The following is a 16,523-nucleotide window of genomic DNA, read 5'->3' on the forward strand; positions in this document are numbered from 1 at the left end:
ACGCGCGGACGGCGCCGGCCGGCGGAGGGTCGACGGGTCCGGCGCGGGCCCGGTCACCGTCCGGCGGGCAGGGCTCCCTGCTCGGACGTGCGCGCGGCACCGCTCGGTACGGTCGCTCTCGCCGGGCCGACGTTCGCCACCGTCACCAGCGCGGCGACCGCGAGGAGCGCGGCGAGAAACCCTCTGGAGTAGCGCGCGGAAATACGTCGGAGCACGGTGACCTCACAACAACAGCGGCGTATTAAGCATGCTTAATCCGCCGCTTAACGTAGAGGCTTCCGGGCTCATCTCGCAAGGGGGCCAAGGGAGTTGGACAATAGTCAAAAGCCGGACCGACTTAACTCGGCTTAATGGCATGCTTAACCCATGGCGGAGCGGGACGGCCCGGAGATCATCGGGCGCAGGGTGCAGCAGTTGCGGACGAAACGCGGTCTGACGCAGAAACAGTTGGCGGAACCCGCCTATACCCCGGCGTACATCTCCACCCTGGAGGCGGGACGCGTGCGGGCCTCCGAGCCCGCGCTGCGGCACATCGCGGAGCGGCTCGGCATCGCCTACGAGGAGCTGGCGACCGGGCGCCCCGCCCACCTCGCCACCGGCCTGCGGCTGCGGCTGACCGACGCGCAGCGCACGCTCGCCACCGGCGAGGCCGAGGTCGCCGCCGAGGCGTACACCGCGCTGCTCGCGGAGGCGGTCGCGCACGGGCTGGAGGCCGAGGAGGCGGCGGCGCTCCTCGGGCTCGGCGAATGCGCCCTGGACACCGGGGACCTGGAGACGGCGCGGCGGCGCTTCGAGGAGTCGGAGCAGCGGCTCGGGGACGCCCCGCTGCCGCAGCGGGTGCCGGCGGTGCGCGGCCGGGCGACCTCCCACTATCTCGCCGGTGAACTCCGGTACGCCTGCTACCTGTTCGAGTCCACGCTCGACGAGCTGAACCGGACCGGCCTGCACGACCCCGACGCTCTCCTCCTCCTCTACACGGGCGTCATAGCGCCCTACATGGACATGGGCGCGCACGCCCGGGCAGCGCAGGCCGCCGAGTTCGCCCTCGCCCTCGCGCCGCAGGTCGGCGACCCGGCCCTGGTGGCACGCATGCACCGGTCGGTGGCACGGACGATGATCGCCGAGGGACGGATGGCCGAGGCCGACGTGTCCCTCGGCAAGGCCGCCGAGCTGTACCGGCAGCTCCAGATCCGTACCGAACTCGCCAACTGTCACTGGATGCGCGGGTACCTGTACGCGCAGAACGGTGAACTGGAGCGGGCGGAGACGGAGTTGCGCGAGGCGCAGGCCATGCTCTCCGCCAAGCGGGCCGCGCTCTACACGAGCCAGGTCGCGGTGGAACTGGCCGACGTGCTGCACCGGCGGGGCAAGTCCGACGAGGCCGGCGCCCTGTTGCGCCAGGTGCTCGGGGATCTGAACTCCGAGCGGGGTGCCATCCACTCCGCCGCCGCGCACCGACTGCTCGGCATCATCGCGGAGGACGCCCGCGACACGGAGGCCGCGGAGGAGCACTACGTCCGGGCGATGAGCCTCCTGGAGCGGGCCGGCGCGGCCGGTGACCTGGCCGACCTGTGCAGGCTGCTGGGCGACCTGCTGCGCCGCACGGGCCGCGTGGAGGCGGCCCTGGACGCCTACCGCACAGGCCTCGGTCACCGCACGGCCCCCGGCACCACGACCCTGGGCCCGGCCCCGGCGCAACCCCCGCTCTGACGGCGCCGGGCGCTCCCCTGTATGCGACGGCCGCCGGGCGGAGAACCCGGGAGCGGCGGACGTACGGGTGGGGCGACGAGGGGCCCGCGAAGCCGTCCGCCGGGACTGTGAGAGGCGGCGGGACAGCGAGCCGGGCAGCTCCCGGGCCGGGGCGTGGGAGCGGGGAACGGCGGGAGGGCCGTCAGTCCATGCGCTCCACGGCCTCCTTCGCCTCCAGGAGCCCCGCGCCCGTGGCCTGGCGGTACGCCTTGATCGCTTCGATCTTCTTGCCGTCCCGCAGCAGCTCGGTGACCCGCGGCAGCGACGGTTCCTCCTCGTGGATGCCGAGGTGACCGAGGATCAGGTCGAGTTGCCGCTCGACGCGGGCGACCTTCCGGTGGGTGCGCCCGAGTCGGGCTTCGAGACCGGCGAAGCTCGCGATCATCAGCGCGGTGAGAAAAAGACCCCATATTTCCATGGTCACGGATCTTAGGGTGCCTCGCCCGGAGAGCCCACGCGGCGCAACAGGGCGAGCAGCGTGGCCCGTTCGGGCTCGGTCAGGGGACCGAAGGACGTGGCGAGGATCTCGCGGGCGACGGTGCGGCCCGCGGCGAGGACGCGTTCGCCGGCCTCCGTCAGATGGTGCTCGATCCGGCGGCCGTGACCCGGGTGGCGCTCGACGAGGTGCTGCGCCGCCAGACGTGACGCCAGGGTGCCGAAGGCCTGGTCGCCCTGGAAGGTGGCGACCGCCAGCTCGTGCGCGGACGCGCCGGGCGTCCGGGCGATCGCCCGCAGCGCGTCCCACTGGGCCAGAGTCGTGCCGACCCCGGCGAGCCGGGTGTCGAGCGTGCGGTGGTGCCGGTACTGCGCCTCCTTCACGGCGCGGCCCAGCTCTTCGAGATCGACGGGGCGGGGACGGGACCCGGCGTCCGCGGCCCCCGCTTCCTCATGGTTCGCGGTCATGACCGCATCCTAATCGAGTATCTAAGCTTGCGTATATACGTATGCGTAGATACCGTGGGGCGCATGACCGGAACAGAGATCGCGACCCGTACCCGTACCGTCTTCCCGCGCCCCGACCTCCCCCTGCACCTCACCGAGAGCGGCCCCGCCGACGGCCCGCTCGCCCTCGTCCTGCACGGCGGTGGCGGGCCCGCCACCGTCCAGGGCGTCGCCGCGCACCTGGCCGACCGGCACGGTATGCGCGCGGTCGTCCCCACGCACCCGGGCTGGAACGGGACAGAGCGCCCCGACTGGTTCACCGGCGTCGACGACCTGGCCCTCGCGTATCTGCACTGGCTGAAGGACGAGGGCCACCGTGACGTCCTCGTCGTCGGCTCCTCGCTCGGCGGCTGGACGGGCGCCGAGATGGCCTTCCGCGACGACGGCGCGGTCATCGGCTCACTGGTGCTGATCGACGCCGCGGGCGTGGCCGTCCCGGGGGAGCCGGTCCGTGACGTCTTCGGGCTCCGGCCGGAAGAGCTCGCCGCGTACTCGTTCCACGACCCGGCCCGTTTCGCCGTGGACCCCGCCGCCCTCGGCGAGGAGCGGATCGCCGCCCAGCGCGCCAACATGGCCACCATGCGGATCCTCGCCGGTGACCCGTACATGCACGACCCGAAGCTGCTGAACCGGCTCGGCCGGGTGCGGATCCCGGCCCTCGTGCTGTGGGGCGAGAGCGACCGCGTCGTCACACCGGCCTACGGGCGGGCCTTCGCGGCCGCTTTCGCGCAGGCCCGGTTCGAGACGATCGCCGAGGCCGGCCACCTGCCCCAGATCGAGCGGCCCGCCGAGACGTTCGCCGCGCTCGACACCCACCTCGCCGCGCTCGCCGACAGCAAGAGCACGTCCGCCGGATGACCGAGGCCGGCGCGGCCAGGGGGTTCGCGCCGCGCGCTCGGGAACCGGCGCCCGGAGTCAGCCGCCCGAGGCCCCGCTCTCGCCGCCGGCCCCGTTCGCGGGAGGGGACGACGTCGAGCCGGCCGACGCCTCGATGTCGACCACCGCGCCCACGTCGAGCCGCGCGTACAGCCACTGCGCGTCGTGCGGGCGCAACCCGATCCAGCCGTTGGTCCGGTCGTAGTTTCCCGGCGCCTTCGGGTCGTAGGTCAGGGCCGCGACGAAGCTCTTCGTGCCGTCGGAGCCGGTGAGCTCGATCACCCACGGGATCTTGACGTCGTACTTCTCCCCGAGCCCGACGTCCTCGGCGACCATCCGTCTGACCGTCTCCTTGGCGGTGACCGTCATCCGGCCCGTCGGCGTGGGGGTCTTCGCGGTCCCCGCGGTGAGCGGCATGGTGCGGCCGGACGCCGAGAGCGCGCGCCGGGACAGGTCGACCGTGGCGTTCGGCGTGACCGGCACGCCCGGTGTGCCGGCGGGGCTCGCGGCCGGGGGCGTGCCGTGGTCCGTCCCGCCGCCCAGGCTCACCACGACGACCAGGGCGAGCGCGCCCGCGGCGGAGGCTCCGGCAGCGGCCAGTGCCGTACGGCGGCGGCGCCGGCGGCGTCCCGCCCGGCCCCGGATCTCCGCGCCGGTGAGCGACGGAGACGTCTCGCCCTCGGCGGCCAGCTCCCGCAGTCCGGAGGTGAGTTCATCGGACACGGTCGTCCTCCCTCTCCCCCTCGTCCGACGGGCCCGCGCCGTCCGGTGGACGCGCGGAACCGGCAGGGTCGGCCGCTTCCTCCGAGAGCACCCGTGCCAGCGCCGCCCGGCCCCGGGACAGCCGGGCCTTGACCGTGCCGACGGGGGCACCGGTTTCGGAGGCTACCTGCTCGACGCTGAGGTCGCACAGATGGTGCAGAACGACCGCCATCCGCTGCGCCTCGGGCAGTGAGCGCAACGCGGCGACCAGCGCGGCCCGTTCGGGCCCCGGGCCCGGGGTGTGCTCGGGCGGCGCAGTGCGGCGTACGAGCTCCAGCCAGCGGCGCGCACGGCGCCAGCGGCTCACCGCGAGCCGTATCGCGACCGTCCGTATCCACGCCTCGGGCGCGCCTTCGGCGAGGAACTCCCGCCGCCGGTCCCAGGCGCGGACGAACGCCTCCTGGACGACGTCCTGCGCCTCGCCGTGGTCCCCGGTGAACGCGTAGAGCTGGCCGGTCAGCCGGGGGAACGCGGACGCGTAGAACGCGTCGAACTCTTCCTCGGTCATGCCCCCCGCCGGATGGTGCGGATTTCTCCCGGCCGCGTGCAACCCGGCCGTCGGTGCCGTGCGTACAGGTCCCGTACGTCGCACATCGAAACACATCACAGGGGGATCACCATGACCACGGAACTCAGCCTCGGCCGGGGCCGGTTCGCCCGCGCCTGGGGTGCGGCCGCCGTGTGCGCGCTCGCGCTCACCGGATGCTCGGCGCGGGCGGTGGCCGACGGCGGCGGGAGCGGGACGGAGGAGCGGCCCGCCGCCACGGCCACCGGGACCGGCGACCCGTCGGGCGGCACCCGTCCGAAAGCGTTGGCCACACCGCTCGGTCCGCTGCCCGGCGCGCACATCAACATCACCGAGGGACAGACCGTGGGTGTCGGCATGCCGATATCGGTGACCTTCGACCGCCCGGTGCCGGCCGGTGAACGGGCCGATGTGGAGCGGCGGTTGAAGGTGAAGGCCGACGTCGAGGGGTCCTGGGGCTGGGTGAAGGACCGCAACCTCCTCGACGGGCAGCGCGTCGACTTCCGGCCCCGCGCCTACTGGAAGCCCGGCACGGCGGTCACCGTCCGCGCCGGCGCGGGCATCACCCGGCACTTCACCGTCGGCCGCTCCCTCGTCGCCACGGTCGATGTCCGCACCCACGTCATGACGGTGGAGAAGGACGGCTCCTCGCGCCGTGTCCCGATCACCGCGGGCGCACCGGGGATGGACACCTGGAACGGCACCATGGTCGTCTCCGACAAGGCGACCCGCGTCTTCATGAACTCGCGGACCGTCGGCTACGGCGACGCCTACGCGGGCTACTACGCCTACGCCGTCCACCTGACCACCTCGGGCACCTACCTCCACCAGAACCCGAAGGCGAACACCTACGGCGGCCGCCAGAACGTCACCCACGGCTGCGTCGGACTCGCCACCGACGGCACCGCGAAGCGCTTCTATGACGAGGTCGTCCCCGGCGACGTCATCAAGGTCGTCGGCTCCCGCGACACGGTCGCCGTCGGCAACGGCTACGGCGACTGGAACCTGACCTGGAACCAGTGGCGGACGTCGAGCGCGCTCGACTGACGTGACCTGGGGGTTCCCGGACCGGCGGCCGACCCGTCCCCACCCGTGGCCGGATCCGGCCGCCGGTCCGACATCTCGGGGTCCTGGTGGTGCCCTGCCGTGTACACCGACAGTTTGTTTCAACGGCCAACTATCCAGGTCATGAAGATCGCTTCCCTCACCGGCGTCGTGCTCGCTCTGACGGCCGTCACCGTGACCGCCCCGGCCGCCTCCGCCGCTCCGCTCCACGCGCCGGCCCGCCACGGCTCGGCCCACCACGCGGCCTCGCAGCGCATCCCGTTCACCGGCGCGACCGTCACCGCCGGTGACGACGGTTCGTACCGCATCGTGTGGAAGGCCCCCGGCGTGCGCCAGGTGGTCGTGCGGGCGGCCGGGCGGGTCGTCGCCCGCGGCGGCGCCACGGGGGACGTCACCGTGCGCGGCCTGCCCGCCGCCGACCGGCGGTGGTTCGACCTGGTCCCCGGGCGCGGCGGCTCCCTGCGCCTCGCCGACCGCCTGATCAAGCTCGACGGCGCGGTCACCTTCCGGGACGCGGGCGGCTACCGCACCGGCGACGGCCACTGGGTGAAGATGGGCGAGATCTACCGCTCCGACGCCCTGGACAAGCTCACCGCCGCCGACCTCGCGAAGCTGAAGAGGCTCGGCATACACGCCGTGTACGACCTGCGGATGGAGTCGGAGCGCTCGACCGCCCCCGACCGCGTGCCGTCGGGCGCCATCTACACGGTCGCCGACGTGCTCGCCGGATCCCCGGCCTACTCGGCGATGCCGACCACCGAGACCGAGGCCGTCAAGATGATGGTGGACGGCGAGAAGTTCATGGTCAGCGGCGACTCCGCGCGGGCCGCGTTCAGCACGGTCTACGCCGGTGCCGCGGACGGCGACGGGGTGCTCTACCACTGCACCGCCGGCAAGGACCGCACCGGCTGGTCCAGCGCCGCCCTGCTCACCGCCCTCGGCGTCCCGCGCGACACCGTGATGAACGACTACCTCGCCAGCAACACCTACCGCGCCGCCGCCAACGCCGCCGCGCTCGCCTCCATGCCCCCGGCCCAGGCGGCCGTCTACAAGCCGCTGATGGACGTCCGCGCCGAGTACCTCAACTCCGGCTTCGACGAGGTCCGCTCCACGTACGGCGACTTCGGTTCGTACCTGCGGAAGGGCCTGCACATCGACTCCGAGGAACTGCGCGACCTGTGCGGCGAGCTGCTCGTCGGCTGATCCCGCCCGGTCCACCCCGCGCCGCGAGACGTCCCGGCGCCCGCGCGGCGGGGGATCGTCCGCTTCCTCGAATCCAAGTGCGACAAGTCCGGCGCCCCGACCGGTCGCGTCCCCGGGCGAGGACGGGCCCGGGCGGCCGGCTGCCGGAGGCCGGCCGGAAACCCGTCGGCGGGGTCGGAGCGCCCTGCGCCGCAGGCCCCGGGGACCACCACGGCCACCGCGTCCGGCATCACCCGCGGCCCCCGACGCGCGGGCGTACGCCCCCGGAGCACCGCCCCGCAGGGCACCCGCGATCCCGGGTCCGCCCGGCCCCGGACCCGCCACGGAGATCTCCGTGGCGTGCGCGACATGCTCGCCCGGCGGACCGGTCCGCGCGCCAGGATGATCACCGGGGCCGACCCCCGCGGCTGACCTCAGCGAACGCGTGGCGGGACCGGCCGGGACGCCGGGCCGGGCTCCCGGCCCACCCGTCTCCCGGGGCGCCCCGGGACACGGAGTCGGAGCGGGATCGAGACCATCAAGCCCTACCGCGCGCCGGAATAGGGCCCATACTGGCAACACGATGACGAAACCCTCCGCGCCCCGGCGCCACCTGCCCACCAGCCCCTTCGCCGCCCCGGTCGTCCCCGTGGCCAAGGAGTTCAGCCTCGGAGACCGTGTCTCCCACGACCAGTACGGCCTGGGCACGATCGTCGGCGTCGAAGAGGGCATTGCGATGCTCGTCGACTTCGGCGCTCGCCAGGTCCGCGTCCTGAGTCCCTACACCCGGATGGACCGGCTCTGACGCACATTCCCTGACATCACCTCGGCCCGCCACCTCAGCCCGCGGCAGCCCCCACCACCGGCTGCCGGGGCCGCGGTGCGCGGCGGTCGAGGTTTTCCACGACATACGTGTGGAAGCGGTCGACGGAGTCGTCGACGCTTCGGATGAAGCCCGACTCGGCGTTGCCCCGGGTGTTTCCCATGCCCCGGAAGAGCGACAGCCGGAATCCGGTGATCTGAGCGCCGTTCCTGGGCAGCATGTCCGCCGGTTCGGGCCGCAGCCGCTCCAGGGTCCCCCGCGGCCCACCCAGGTCCCCGGCGACCAGCGTCTCCACGTGCACGTCGGCCGGTGCCTCGTCCAGCTGCCGCACGAGCCGCTTGGCCCAGGTGAGCGGATACCCCTGCTCCGGTGCCGGGATCTCGATGGACGTCCGCAGCTTGCCCGTCCGCAGGTCCGCGCAGAGCGCGAGGACACCGGGTGTGCCCTCGATGCGCAGCTCGGCGTCCAGCTTTCCGTCACGGCACAGCCGGTCCGCGAGCGCGGCGCGCCGGGCATGCGGCTCCGCTCCCCGCCTGGCCCGCTGGACGGGAAGCACCTTCTGCCCGAGCTCGCCGCCGAGCCGCAGACACACCTGCCGCACGAGCCGCTCCCAGCTCTCCACGACGTCCACGGCGCGCGCGTCGCCCTGGCACAGGGTCTCGTCATCGATCCCCTTGCGCACGGGCACCCAGGCCGGTCCCATGTTCTGGAACCCGTGACAGCCGGAGTTCTCGTGCTGGAGGTAGTGCAGCAGCTCCTGGAGCAGCCAGGCGTGCGCCCCGTTGGCGACGCCCTCGTGGCGGATCAGCATCTGCGCCTGGTGGGTCACCTCGGCCCAGGACAGATGCCAGAGCGCCACCTTGTTCTTGCGCCGGCCGTCCGTCCTGACCTCGATCAGGGGGCTGCCGTCCAGTTCGACGTCGTTCGACAGCGTGATCACGGCCTCGTACCCGCGCCGGGCCGCGATGTCGGCGTATGCCTGCACCTGCTCCTGCCTGAGCGAATTGCCGTTCGTCTTCGTCTCGACGAGCGCGGTCCACAGCTTCCCCGCCCGCTCGACGCGGATGACCCCGTCCGGGCGCCTCGGGGAGTCGCCGTTGGGCAGCGTGACCTCGGTGAACGTCTCCGTCCGCCCGGCCGGTGCGCCGAAACCGGCGGTGAGCCGGCGGCCGAACTCCGGTACCTGCGCCATCACCGACAGCAGGACCGAGGTCGCCCGGGTCTCCCGTTCGCGGTCGCTCTTCAGCGCCGAGGCGGGGAAGAGCCGGGCCGTGCGCCACGCGTCGTTCTCGGCGAGCGACTTCTTCGCCACCTTGGGCAGCGTGACCTTCTTCTTCGCCGTACGAGGACGGGGTTCGGCCCGGGGCGGGACGGCCGCCGCCGGTTCGGGCACCGCCTGTTCGACCACCGCCGCGGCGGCCTCGACGACCGCCTGCTCGACGGTCCCCTCCGGCTCGGTCTCCGCCGCGTCGTCGATGTCGACGCCGAAGTCGGTGGCCAGACCGGCGAGGCCCGACCCGTAGCCCTGACCGATCGCGCGGAACTTCCAGTCACCGGACCGGCGGTAGAACTCGCCGAAGAGCAGCGCGCCGACCGCTCCCGCCTCCTCGATGGCAAACCGCAGCAACCCTTCGCCCGAGGCGTCCGCGACGCTCATCCGCAGGTCGTCGAGTTCCTCGAACCCGGCGCCCTCGTGACGGCTCGCGGCGACGACGATCCGCTCGACCTGCGACGGGATCGCGGACAGGTCGAAGGTGATGCGGTCCTCGCTCCCGCCGGCCGTCGGAGCCTTGCCCAGCAGCTGCACGCTGCCGTCCGGCGCCACGGGGTTGTTGTAGAAGTAGAAGTCCGCGTCGCTGCGAACCTTGCCGTCGGCGGTGAGCAGCAGTACGGAGACGTCCGCGTCGCCCTCCCCCGTCGGACTGCTCCAGCCCAGGCTCACCATCACCGAGCCGACGTCCGTGCTCAACGACGTCAGACCGACGTTGGCACCCTTGATCATCTCGTGCATGAGGCCCCCCAGATGCACAGCCGCGCGAGCGTGCCGCAGCGGCCTGTTTCCCATTGCCGTGTGTGACGCGCCCCACACCCTGCGCATCGGGGGAACCTTATCCCCCACTGCCGATCACCGGCATCGGATCGTCCCGATTGCTCCCGGGGCCCGCGGGGCCCGTTCCGCGGGCCCCGATCGGTGACGCGGTGGAGGCGGTGTCCCCCTCTTCTCAGCCCTGTGTGGGCTTCGGGGACTTTCCGTTCAGGACGTCCTTCAGTCGGTCGGCACCCGCCTCGGTGGCCTGGGTCGTGGAGTCGTGCTCGGCTCCCGAGAGGCCGCCGTTCGTGAGGGAGAGGGCGCTGTCGCCGACGCGGACCGCGGCGAAGTCGAGCGTCAGGGTGTCGGGGTTGTCGTCCAGATCGCCGGTCATCTTGATCTGGAGGCCCTTGCGGGCGTCACCCGCGTCGTCCAGGTCCGTGTGGATGACCTGGACCGTCTGCCGGCCGCCCTTGGGGCTGACGGCCGTGAACTGGTCGCACTTGTCCGGCAGCGAGTCGAGCCACGTGAACCGATCGTCCAGCGCCTGCCTGCCGTAGGCGGCGACCTCGTAGCGCATCTGCGCCTCGTTGTCGCTGTCGTCGAAGCCGGTGTCGGCGCTCTCGCCCTTCGGCTCGCCCAGCAGGTCCTCGGCGTACAGCCCGTCCAGCAGCTTCTGGCAGTCGGCCGCGTTCCCCTTGTCCGTCACGAACTGCGACGCGTCGACCTTGCTCTTCAGCAGCGCGTCGCGCCAGGTCGCCGCCCCCTCCGAGGCCGTCCACTGCGAACCCAGGTCCGTGTTGGTGATCAGTGCCGTGTGCGCCTCGTCCTTGGTCAGCCCGCGGACGGCCGGCGAGGCGGAGGCGGAGGAAGCCGCGGCGCGCGGCTCGTCCGCCACGGGCGAGGCGGCGGCGGGGGAGGCCGAAGCGGCGGCGGGCGACGCCGAGCGGTCCGTACGGCCGGAGGCGTTGCCGTCGTCGCTGGAGCAGGCTGCCGTCGACAGCAGCATCCCCGCGGTGAGGGCGGACGCGAGGAGACAGGACGAACGGTTCATGCGGAGGCCTCCCGAGGACGGTCCCGAGGTCGGGCGTGTGTCCTCCCACGCCACCACCGGCGACGGTCCCCCACCAGCGCACCGGGCCGTCCGGGTGAGCGCGCGCCCCTGCCGCCCCCGCTCCGTCCGCCCCCGCGGATTCCGGCCGCCGCGGGCCCGGATCTGCCAGAGTGGAAGGTGATGCACGCGCTCCAGGGAAGCACCATGAACGCCACCGACCGGTTCGACGACGACGAGTACCCCGCCTACACGATGGGCCGTGCCGCCGAGCTGATCGGCGCCACCCCCGCCTTCCTGCGGGCCGTCGGGGAGGCCGGACTGATCACCCCGCTGCGCTCCGACGGCGGCCACCGCCGCTACTCCCGCAACCAGCTCCGTGCCGCGGCCCGCGCCCGCGACCTCGTCGACCAGGGCACGCCCGTCGAGGCCGCCTGCCGCATCGTCTCGCTGGAGGACAGCCTCGACGAGGCCCTGCGGATCAACGCGGAACTGCGGGGCACCAGCCCGCAGGACGCGTGAGGGCGGTAGGACCGTACGGGCCGTGCGGCTGCTGGGCGCGCTCGGTGGGCGTTTCTTCACCGGGCCGGGATATCTGCTTCGGCCGTTACAGAAATTGGGCAGCGATCCCGCGAGGTTTTGATATTCCCCACGCCGGGGTGAGATAGTGCGCGCCCTTCGAGGCTCGTGGCGTGCTACTGTCGATTTCAGTTGCAGTTGTGGTTCCCAAAGTTTTTCCGGTGCATTCCGGTTGGGGCAATCATTGCGGCGACGCAGGTCCACACAGTGTGGGCCTTCGAGCTTTGCCCCGAAGGAGATTTGACATGGCTACTGGCACCGTGAAGTGGTTCAACGCGGAAAAGGGCTTCGGCTTCATCGAGCAGGATGGCGGCGGCGCCGACGTCTTCGCTCACTACTCGAACATCGCCACCTCTGGCTTCCGTGAGCTCCAGGAAGGCCAGAAGGTGACCTTCGACGTCACGCAGGGCCAGAAGGGCCCGCAGGCGGAGAACATCGTCCCCGCCTAGTCTGGGACACCGGATGGCCGGGGTTCGCACCGTAAGGTGCGGGCCCCGGCCATCTGCTTTTTGCGCTCGCGCGTTGGAGCGCTGCGGCGCTGCGGCGCTCAATGAATTTCCGACGACATTTTCGGCGGCCTCTTCCCGTTTCCCGTGAAGCCAAACGCGGATCATCGGTTCGGTCGGGGCGCATCGTGAGCACGCCACCGGCGGTGACGTGCGGTCGTCACATCGCCAGGACGGCCCGGACGGTCTTGCCGCCGAAGCTCGTGCTGACGACCTCCAGGCTGTGAGCGAGCTGCTGGACCATCGCCAGCCCCCGGCCGCTCTCCGATTCGGTGTCCAGGACGCCGACCTTCGGCTGCCCCGGACTGTCGTCGTGGACCTCGACCGTCACCACTCCGTGCCCCAGCTGGAGCCTCAGCCGGCAGCCGGTACGTCCGTACCGCACGGCGTTGGCGACCAGCTCGGAGGCGATCAGCGTCGCGTCGTCCACCTGGTCGGCGGTCGGTGACGCGAGAAGTGGCCGTGGCCGGGTCAGGAACGCCGTCGTCAGCTTGCGGGCCCTGCCCGCCGAGACGGCCGTACGCGGCAGTGTGTACTCCACGCGGGCGGTCGGCCGGACGGTGCGCTGGTGCGCACGCATGACTGACACCTCTCTTCCCCCTCCCAGGACATCCAGCACCCGCCCGACGGCTCCGTCCCCGTCGGCCGGGACCCCGCGCCGAACGGTGCGCGGCCGGTCCTGCCCACGGGTGATGCCCCACCCGGATGATCCGCAACCAACGACGTACGTCACAAAGACGTCCCGGGGCCGCCGCAGCACCCTCACTTGCCGGGTCTGCGGCCGGATCGCCCACCGAAGTCGTCAGTCCAGCAGCCGGAAGTCCTCGTAGTCGAAGCCCGGGGCCACCACACAGCTGACCAGCACCTCCTCGTCGCCGGCCGGGCGCGCCGACTGCCAGACGCCACCAGGCACGAGGAGTTGGGGGTGTTCGCCCGCCTCGACACGGGGGCCGAGACGGACGACCTTCGGAGGCGACTCGGGAGTGGGGCCCTCACCGCCGAGCATCAGATCCAGGGGGCCACCGCGGTGCCAGAGCCACAGTTCGTCGGATCGGACGGTGTGCCAGGCGGAGGTGTCGCCGGGGGTGAGGAGGAAGTAGATGGCGGAGGCGGCGGCTCGGGGGCCGGGGTAGCCGTCGGGCCGGAAGGCCTGCGGCGCCGTCCAGGTCTCGACGAACCAGCCGCCCTCCGGGTGCGGTCGCATGTCGAGGGCGGCGGCCAGGTCCGGGATCCCGGTGTCAGGAGAGGTCACCCCCTCATGTACCACGCGGGCCGGTAGGGGTTCAACAAACGCCCGGTGGACTCGGGTTGGAGTCTGCCAGGGTGGGGGACATGGCGACCCTTCACCGAAAGCTGCTCGGTCTGCTGCCTCGCATCGGGGTGCAGGTGCTGGATCTCGGATCGGGTACCGCGCTGGTCTACCGGCGCGGAGTGCGCCGACGCGTCGCGCTCGGCCGGGGCGCCGATCTGGTGCTGAGCGGGCGGACCGCCGCCTACCGGCACGTGCCCCTCGGGGACAGCGGCGCCCGGCTCCTGCTCGACGAGAGGCGGACCGCGGCGGACGAGCGAAGGTTCCAGCTGGCGGCCGCCTCCTATCTGTGCGGGCAGCACGTCACCGCCCTGCTCGACCGGTACGCGGTGAACTGCGTCTTCGACGTGGGTGCCAACTCCGGTCAGTACGCCCGGCAGTTGCGCCGTCTCGGCTACACCGGGCGGATCGTCTCCTTCGAGCCGACCACGGAGACCTTCGGCAGACTCCGCAAGGCGGCCGAGGGCGACCCCGACTGGCTCGTCTTCCAGATGGGCCTGGGACGGGAGGACACGAGCCTGTCCATCCACGTCGACTGGAAGTCCATGAACTCCCTTCTCCCGCCCAGCGACTACGGCAAGGGCCGCTACAAGCGCTTCGCCACGTCGCGGACGGAGGAGATCGAGGTACGCCGGCTCGACGGGATGATGGACAAGGCGCTCGACGGGATCACCGAGCCCCGCCCCTACCTGAAGATGGACACCCAGGGATACGACCTGGAGGTGTTCGCGGGCGCCGGGGACCGCGTCGGCCAGTTCGTCGGGATGCAGTCGGAGGTCGCGGCGCTGCGGTTGTACGAGGGCAGTCCGCGGATGGACGAGGCGATCGCGCTCTACGAGGAGAACGGCTTCGAGATCACCGGCATGTACCCCGTCACGCGGGAAGAGGCGACGGGCCGGGTGGTCGAGTTCGACTGCGTGATGGTGCGCGCGGCGGCGGCCCCGGGCAACGACTAGCGCGGGGCGCGGGCGGCGGCCCCCTGGGGCGTGTCCCGTACAGCCGTGCCGGTGCCGGGGCGCCCGGGAGGGACTGGGGGGGGGCTAGGCCGGATAGGCGTGGGTCTGGGCCGCCTTGACGGTCGCCCAGACCGGGGCGCCCGGGCGCAGGTCGAGTTCGGCCGCGGCGACCGTCGTCAGGTCGGCCGCGAGGGGGAGTTCACCCGTGAGGTCCGCGCGGATCTGGTCGCCGTGGGTCTCCAGACCACGCACGCCGCACTGCCACACGTTGCGGGCGCTGGAGCCGGTGGGGCGGTCGCGGTGCAGTGTGACGGCGCTCGGCGCGAAGGCCACGAAGACGGGCCCCTGGAGGTCCTCGGTCGTGGTGATCTCCGGGCCCGCGTCCAGCCGTACGGTGTGGCCCGCGGCCTCGCCCCGGTAGAGGTTGAGTCCGACGAGCTGGGCGATGTAGTCGGTGCGCGGCCGGCGGGCGATCTCCGCGGGGCCGCCCTCCTGGACCACGTGGCCGTCCTCGATGACGACGAGCCGGTCGGCCAGCACCATCGCGTCCAGCGGATCGTGCGTGACGAGGACGGCGACCGCCTCGAACTCGGCCAGATGCTGCCGCAGTTGGGACCTGACCTCCAGGCGGGTGCGGGCGTCCAGCGCGGCGAGCGGCTCGTCGAGCAGCAGCAGCCGGGGGCGGGTGGCGAGGGCGCGGGCGACGGCGACGCGTTGCGCCTGGCCGCCGGACAGCCGGCGCGGCTTGGCCCCCGCGTGCTCGGCCAGGCCCATGCGCTCCAGCCAGGCGGCGGCCTGCGCGCGGGCCTCCGCCTTCGGCACCCCCTGACAACGCGGCCCGAAGGCGACGTTGTCGAGGGCGGAGAGGTGCGGGAAGAGCAGGTAGTCCTGGAAGACGACGCCGACCGGGCGGGACTCGGGGGGCGTCCGGTCCAGGGAGGCGCCGTCGAGCCGCAGCCGGCCGCCCTGGGACAGCGGGGTGAGTCCGGCCAGTGCGCGCAGGGCCGTGGTCTTGCCGGCGCCGTTCGGGCCGAGGAGGGCGACGACGTCACCGGGGGCGGCGCTCAGCCCGACGTCGAGGTGGAACGCTCCGCGCCGGACGACGAGCCGGGCGTCCAGCCCCGTGCCGGACGGCGCGGCCACGCCGTCCGGGGTCGTCTCGGTCATCGCGTGTTCTCCCTCGCGTGGACGCCGGTCATGACGCCGTGATCCAGCGGTCCCGCAGTCCGGCGAGCACCGCGATCGACACCGCGAGCAGCACGAGGCTCAGCGCGATCGCCGCGTCGGGGTCGCTCTGCAGGGCGAGGTAGACGGCGAGCGGCATGGTCTGGGTGCGGCCCGGGAAGTTGCCCGCGAAGGTGATCGTCGCGCCGAACTCGCCGAGCGCGCGGGCCCAGGCGAGGACGGCACCGGCGGCGATGCCCGGGGCGATCAGCGGCAGGGTGACCCGGCGGAACGCGGTGAAGCGGGAGGCGCCGAGCGTCATGGCGGCCTCCTCGTAGCGCGGGTCGGCGGCCCGCAGGGTGCCTTCGACGCTGATGACGAGGAACGGCATCGCCACGAACGCCTCGGCCACGACGACTCCGGCCGTGGTGAAGGGCAGCGTGATCCCGAACCAGGAGTCGAGGAGCTTGCCGACCACGCCGTTGCGGCCGAGGGCGAGCAGCAGGGCCACGCCGCCGACCACCGGGGGCAGTACGAGCGGCAGGGTGACCAGGGCCCGGACGAGGCCGCGTCCGGGGAATTCGGTGCGGGCCAGCAGCCAGGCGAGGGGCACACCGAGCACCAGGCTGACCGCGGTGGCCGCCGTGGCCGAGAAGAGGGACAGCTGGAGGGCCTGCCACACCTCGGGTTTGGCCAGCTGGTCCGGGAGGCTGCGCCAGGGTGCCCGCACGATCAGCGCGAGCAGCGGCAGGAGCAGGAACGCCAGCCCGACGAGGGCCGGCAGCAGCAGGGGCAGCGGCGCCCCGCCCCGGAGCCGGCCGCCGCCCGATCCGGCCCGCTTCCCGACACGTCCGCGCCGCGGCCCACCCGTCAGGGTGTCGGCCGGGGCGTCGGACTTGTCGAGCGCGGGCACGGGATCACTCATGTCTTCAGGAGACGGGCTGGGGGACTTGGGCGGCAAGAGGGCCGTACCGGGCGGCACGCGCCGGACGACGCGTGCCGTG

At 72.8% G+C, this 16,523-nt stretch carries 19 protein-coding genes; 8 read left to right on the forward strand and 11 right to left on the reverse strand.

Annotation, left to right across the window (positions count from 1 at the left end; genetic code table 11):
• Positions 1-53: 53 nt before the first annotated feature.
• The gene (locus ACIRQH_RS08330) at positions 54-215 is read right to left on the reverse strand and encodes a hypothetical protein (RefSeq protein WP_358816925.1); all 162 of its coding nucleotides are present in this window, start codon (positions 213-215) and stop codon (positions 54-56) included.
• Positions 216-366: 151 nt separating this feature from the next.
• Between ACIRQH_RS08330 and ACIRQH_RS08335 the strand changes: the two genes are divergently transcribed.
• Entirely contained in the window at positions 367-1,710 is a 1,344-nt protein-coding gene (locus ACIRQH_RS08335; protein ID WP_358816926.1) for a helix-turn-helix domain-containing protein, read from the forward strand.
• A 181-nt stretch (positions 1,711-1,891) separates the two neighbouring features.
• On the opposite strand, the gene ACIRQH_RS08340 is transcribed toward ACIRQH_RS08335, so the two are convergent.
• Together ACIRQH_RS08340 and ACIRQH_RS08345 are read right to left on the reverse strand one after the other, a co-directional pair.
• The gene (locus ACIRQH_RS08340; RefSeq protein WP_388930212.1) at positions 1,892-2,167 is read right to left on the reverse strand and encodes a ribosomal protein L7/L12; all 276 of its coding nucleotides are present in this window, start codon (positions 2,165-2,167) and stop codon (positions 1,892-1,894) included.
• An 11-nt stretch (positions 2,168-2,178) separates the two neighbouring features.
• Positions 2,179-2,652 carry a MarR family winged helix-turn-helix transcriptional regulator gene (locus ACIRQH_RS08345; protein WP_358816927.1) on the reverse strand — a complete coding sequence of 158 codons (474 nt, stop codon included), beginning with the start codon at positions 2,650-2,652 and terminating at the stop codon, positions 2,179-2,181.
• Between the two features lie 63 nt (positions 2,653-2,715).
• Between ACIRQH_RS08345 and ACIRQH_RS08350 the strand changes: the two genes are divergently transcribed.
• The gene (locus tag ACIRQH_RS08350; RefSeq protein ID WP_388868467.1) at positions 2,716-3,549 is read left to right on the forward strand and encodes an alpha/beta fold hydrolase; all 834 of its coding nucleotides are present in this window, start codon (positions 2,716-2,718) and stop codon (positions 3,547-3,549) included.
• A gap of 57 nt (positions 3,550-3,606) precedes the next feature.
• On the opposite strand, the gene ACIRQH_RS08355 is transcribed toward ACIRQH_RS08350, so the two are convergent.
• Both ACIRQH_RS08355 and ACIRQH_RS08360 read right to left on the reverse strand, forming a co-directional pair.
• A complete protein-coding gene (locus ACIRQH_RS08355) occupies positions 3,607-4,290 on the reverse strand; it encodes a L,D-transpeptidase (protein WP_358816929.1) in 684 nt (227 codons plus the stop codon).
• Entirely contained in the window at positions 4,280-4,837 is a 558-nt protein-coding gene (locus ACIRQH_RS08360) for a SigE family RNA polymerase sigma factor (protein WP_358816930.1), read from the reverse strand. Before ACIRQH_RS08360 ends, ACIRQH_RS08355 begins: the two co-directional genes overlap by 11 nt.
• A 111-nt stretch (positions 4,838-4,948) precedes the next feature.
• Here ACIRQH_RS08360 and ACIRQH_RS08365 point away from each other — a divergent pair, with 111 nt between their 5' ends.
• The 3 genes from ACIRQH_RS08365 to ACIRQH_RS08375 all read left to right on the forward strand — a co-directional run bounded on the left by ACIRQH_RS08365 (position 4,949) and on the right by ACIRQH_RS08375 (position 7,907).
• Positions 4,949-5,902 carry a L,D-transpeptidase gene (locus tag ACIRQH_RS08365; protein ID WP_404224775.1) on the forward strand — a complete coding sequence of 318 codons (954 nt, stop codon included), beginning with the start codon at positions 4,949-4,951 and terminating at the stop codon, positions 5,900-5,902.
• A 141-nt stretch (positions 5,903-6,043) separates the two neighbouring features.
• Positions 6,044-7,123 (forward strand): tyrosine-protein phosphatase, encoded by a 1,080-nt coding sequence (locus ACIRQH_RS08370; protein WP_404224777.1) that lies wholly within the window; start codon positions 6,044-6,046, stop codon positions 7,121-7,123.
• Positions 7,124-7,685: 562 nt separating this feature from the next.
• A complete protein-coding gene (locus ACIRQH_RS08375; RefSeq protein ID WP_081218430.1) occupies positions 7,686-7,907 on the forward strand; it encodes a hypothetical protein in 222 nt (73 codons plus the stop codon).
• A gap of 34 nt (positions 7,908-7,941) precedes the next feature.
• Here ACIRQH_RS08375 and ACIRQH_RS08380 read toward each other — a convergent pair whose 3' ends face one another.
• Both ACIRQH_RS08380 and ACIRQH_RS08385 read right to left on the reverse strand, forming a co-directional pair.
• Positions 7,942-9,936 (reverse strand): TerD family protein, encoded by a 1,995-nt coding sequence (locus tag ACIRQH_RS08380; protein WP_404224779.1) that lies wholly within the window; start codon positions 9,934-9,936, stop codon positions 7,942-7,944.
• Between the two features lie 211 nt (positions 9,937-10,147).
• Entirely contained in the window at positions 10,148-11,008 is an 861-nt protein-coding gene (locus ACIRQH_RS08385; RefSeq protein WP_388930127.1) for a hypothetical protein, read from the reverse strand.
• Positions 11,009-11,212: 204 nt separating this feature from the next.
• On the opposite strand from ACIRQH_RS08385, the gene ACIRQH_RS08390 reads away from it, so the two are divergent.
• Together ACIRQH_RS08390 and ACIRQH_RS08395 are read left to right on the forward strand one after the other, a co-directional pair.
• Positions 11,213-11,527, forward strand: coding sequence for a MerR family transcriptional regulator (locus ACIRQH_RS08390; RefSeq protein WP_358816935.1), 315 nt, complete (start codon positions 11,213-11,215; stop codon positions 11,525-11,527).
• 302 nt (positions 11,528-11,829) lie between these two features.
• Positions 11,830-12,033, forward strand: coding sequence for a cold-shock protein (locus ACIRQH_RS08395; protein ID WP_020871138.1), 204 nt, complete (start codon positions 11,830-11,832; stop codon positions 12,031-12,033).
• Positions 12,034-12,250: 217 nt separating this feature from the next.
• On the opposite strand, the gene ACIRQH_RS08400 is transcribed toward ACIRQH_RS08395, so the two are convergent.
• Together ACIRQH_RS08400 and ACIRQH_RS08405 are read right to left on the reverse strand one after the other, a co-directional pair.
• A complete protein-coding gene (locus ACIRQH_RS08400; RefSeq protein WP_362969004.1) occupies positions 12,251-12,670 on the reverse strand; it encodes an ATP-binding protein in 420 nt (139 codons plus the stop codon).
• Between the two features lie 222 nt (positions 12,671-12,892).
• Entirely contained in the window at positions 12,893-13,342 is a 450-nt protein-coding gene (locus ACIRQH_RS08405; RefSeq protein WP_358816937.1) for a cupin domain-containing protein, read from the reverse strand.
• Between the two features lie 80 nt (positions 13,343-13,422).
• Between ACIRQH_RS08405 and ACIRQH_RS08410 the strand changes: the two genes are divergently transcribed.
• On the forward strand, positions 13,423-14,355 hold the full coding sequence (locus tag ACIRQH_RS08410; protein ID WP_388875940.1) for an FkbM family methyltransferase: 933 nt from the start codon (positions 13,423-13,425) through the stop codon (positions 14,353-14,355).
• Positions 14,356-14,439: 84 nt separating this feature from the next.
• Here the strand turns inward: ACIRQH_RS08410 and ACIRQH_RS08415 are convergent, their stop codons facing one another.
• Positions 14,440-15,522, reverse strand: coding sequence for an ABC transporter ATP-binding protein (locus ACIRQH_RS08415; RefSeq protein WP_404224782.1), 1,083 nt, complete (start codon positions 15,520-15,522; stop codon positions 14,440-14,442).
• A 28-nt stretch (positions 15,523-15,550) separates the two neighbouring features.
• Positions 15,551-16,444, reverse strand: a complete 894-nt coding sequence (gene modB / locus ACIRQH_RS08420) for a molybdate ABC transporter permease subunit (RefSeq protein WP_388875936.1) — start codon at positions 16,442-16,444, stop codon at positions 15,551-15,553.
• Positions 16,445-16,523: the final 79 nt, after the last annotated feature.

It is taken from the genome of Streptomyces sp. NPDC102279 (genome assembly GCF_044766365.1).
In the GTDB taxonomy this organism is placed as follows: domain Bacteria; phylum Actinomycetota; class Actinomycetes; order Streptomycetales; family Streptomycetaceae; genus Streptomyces.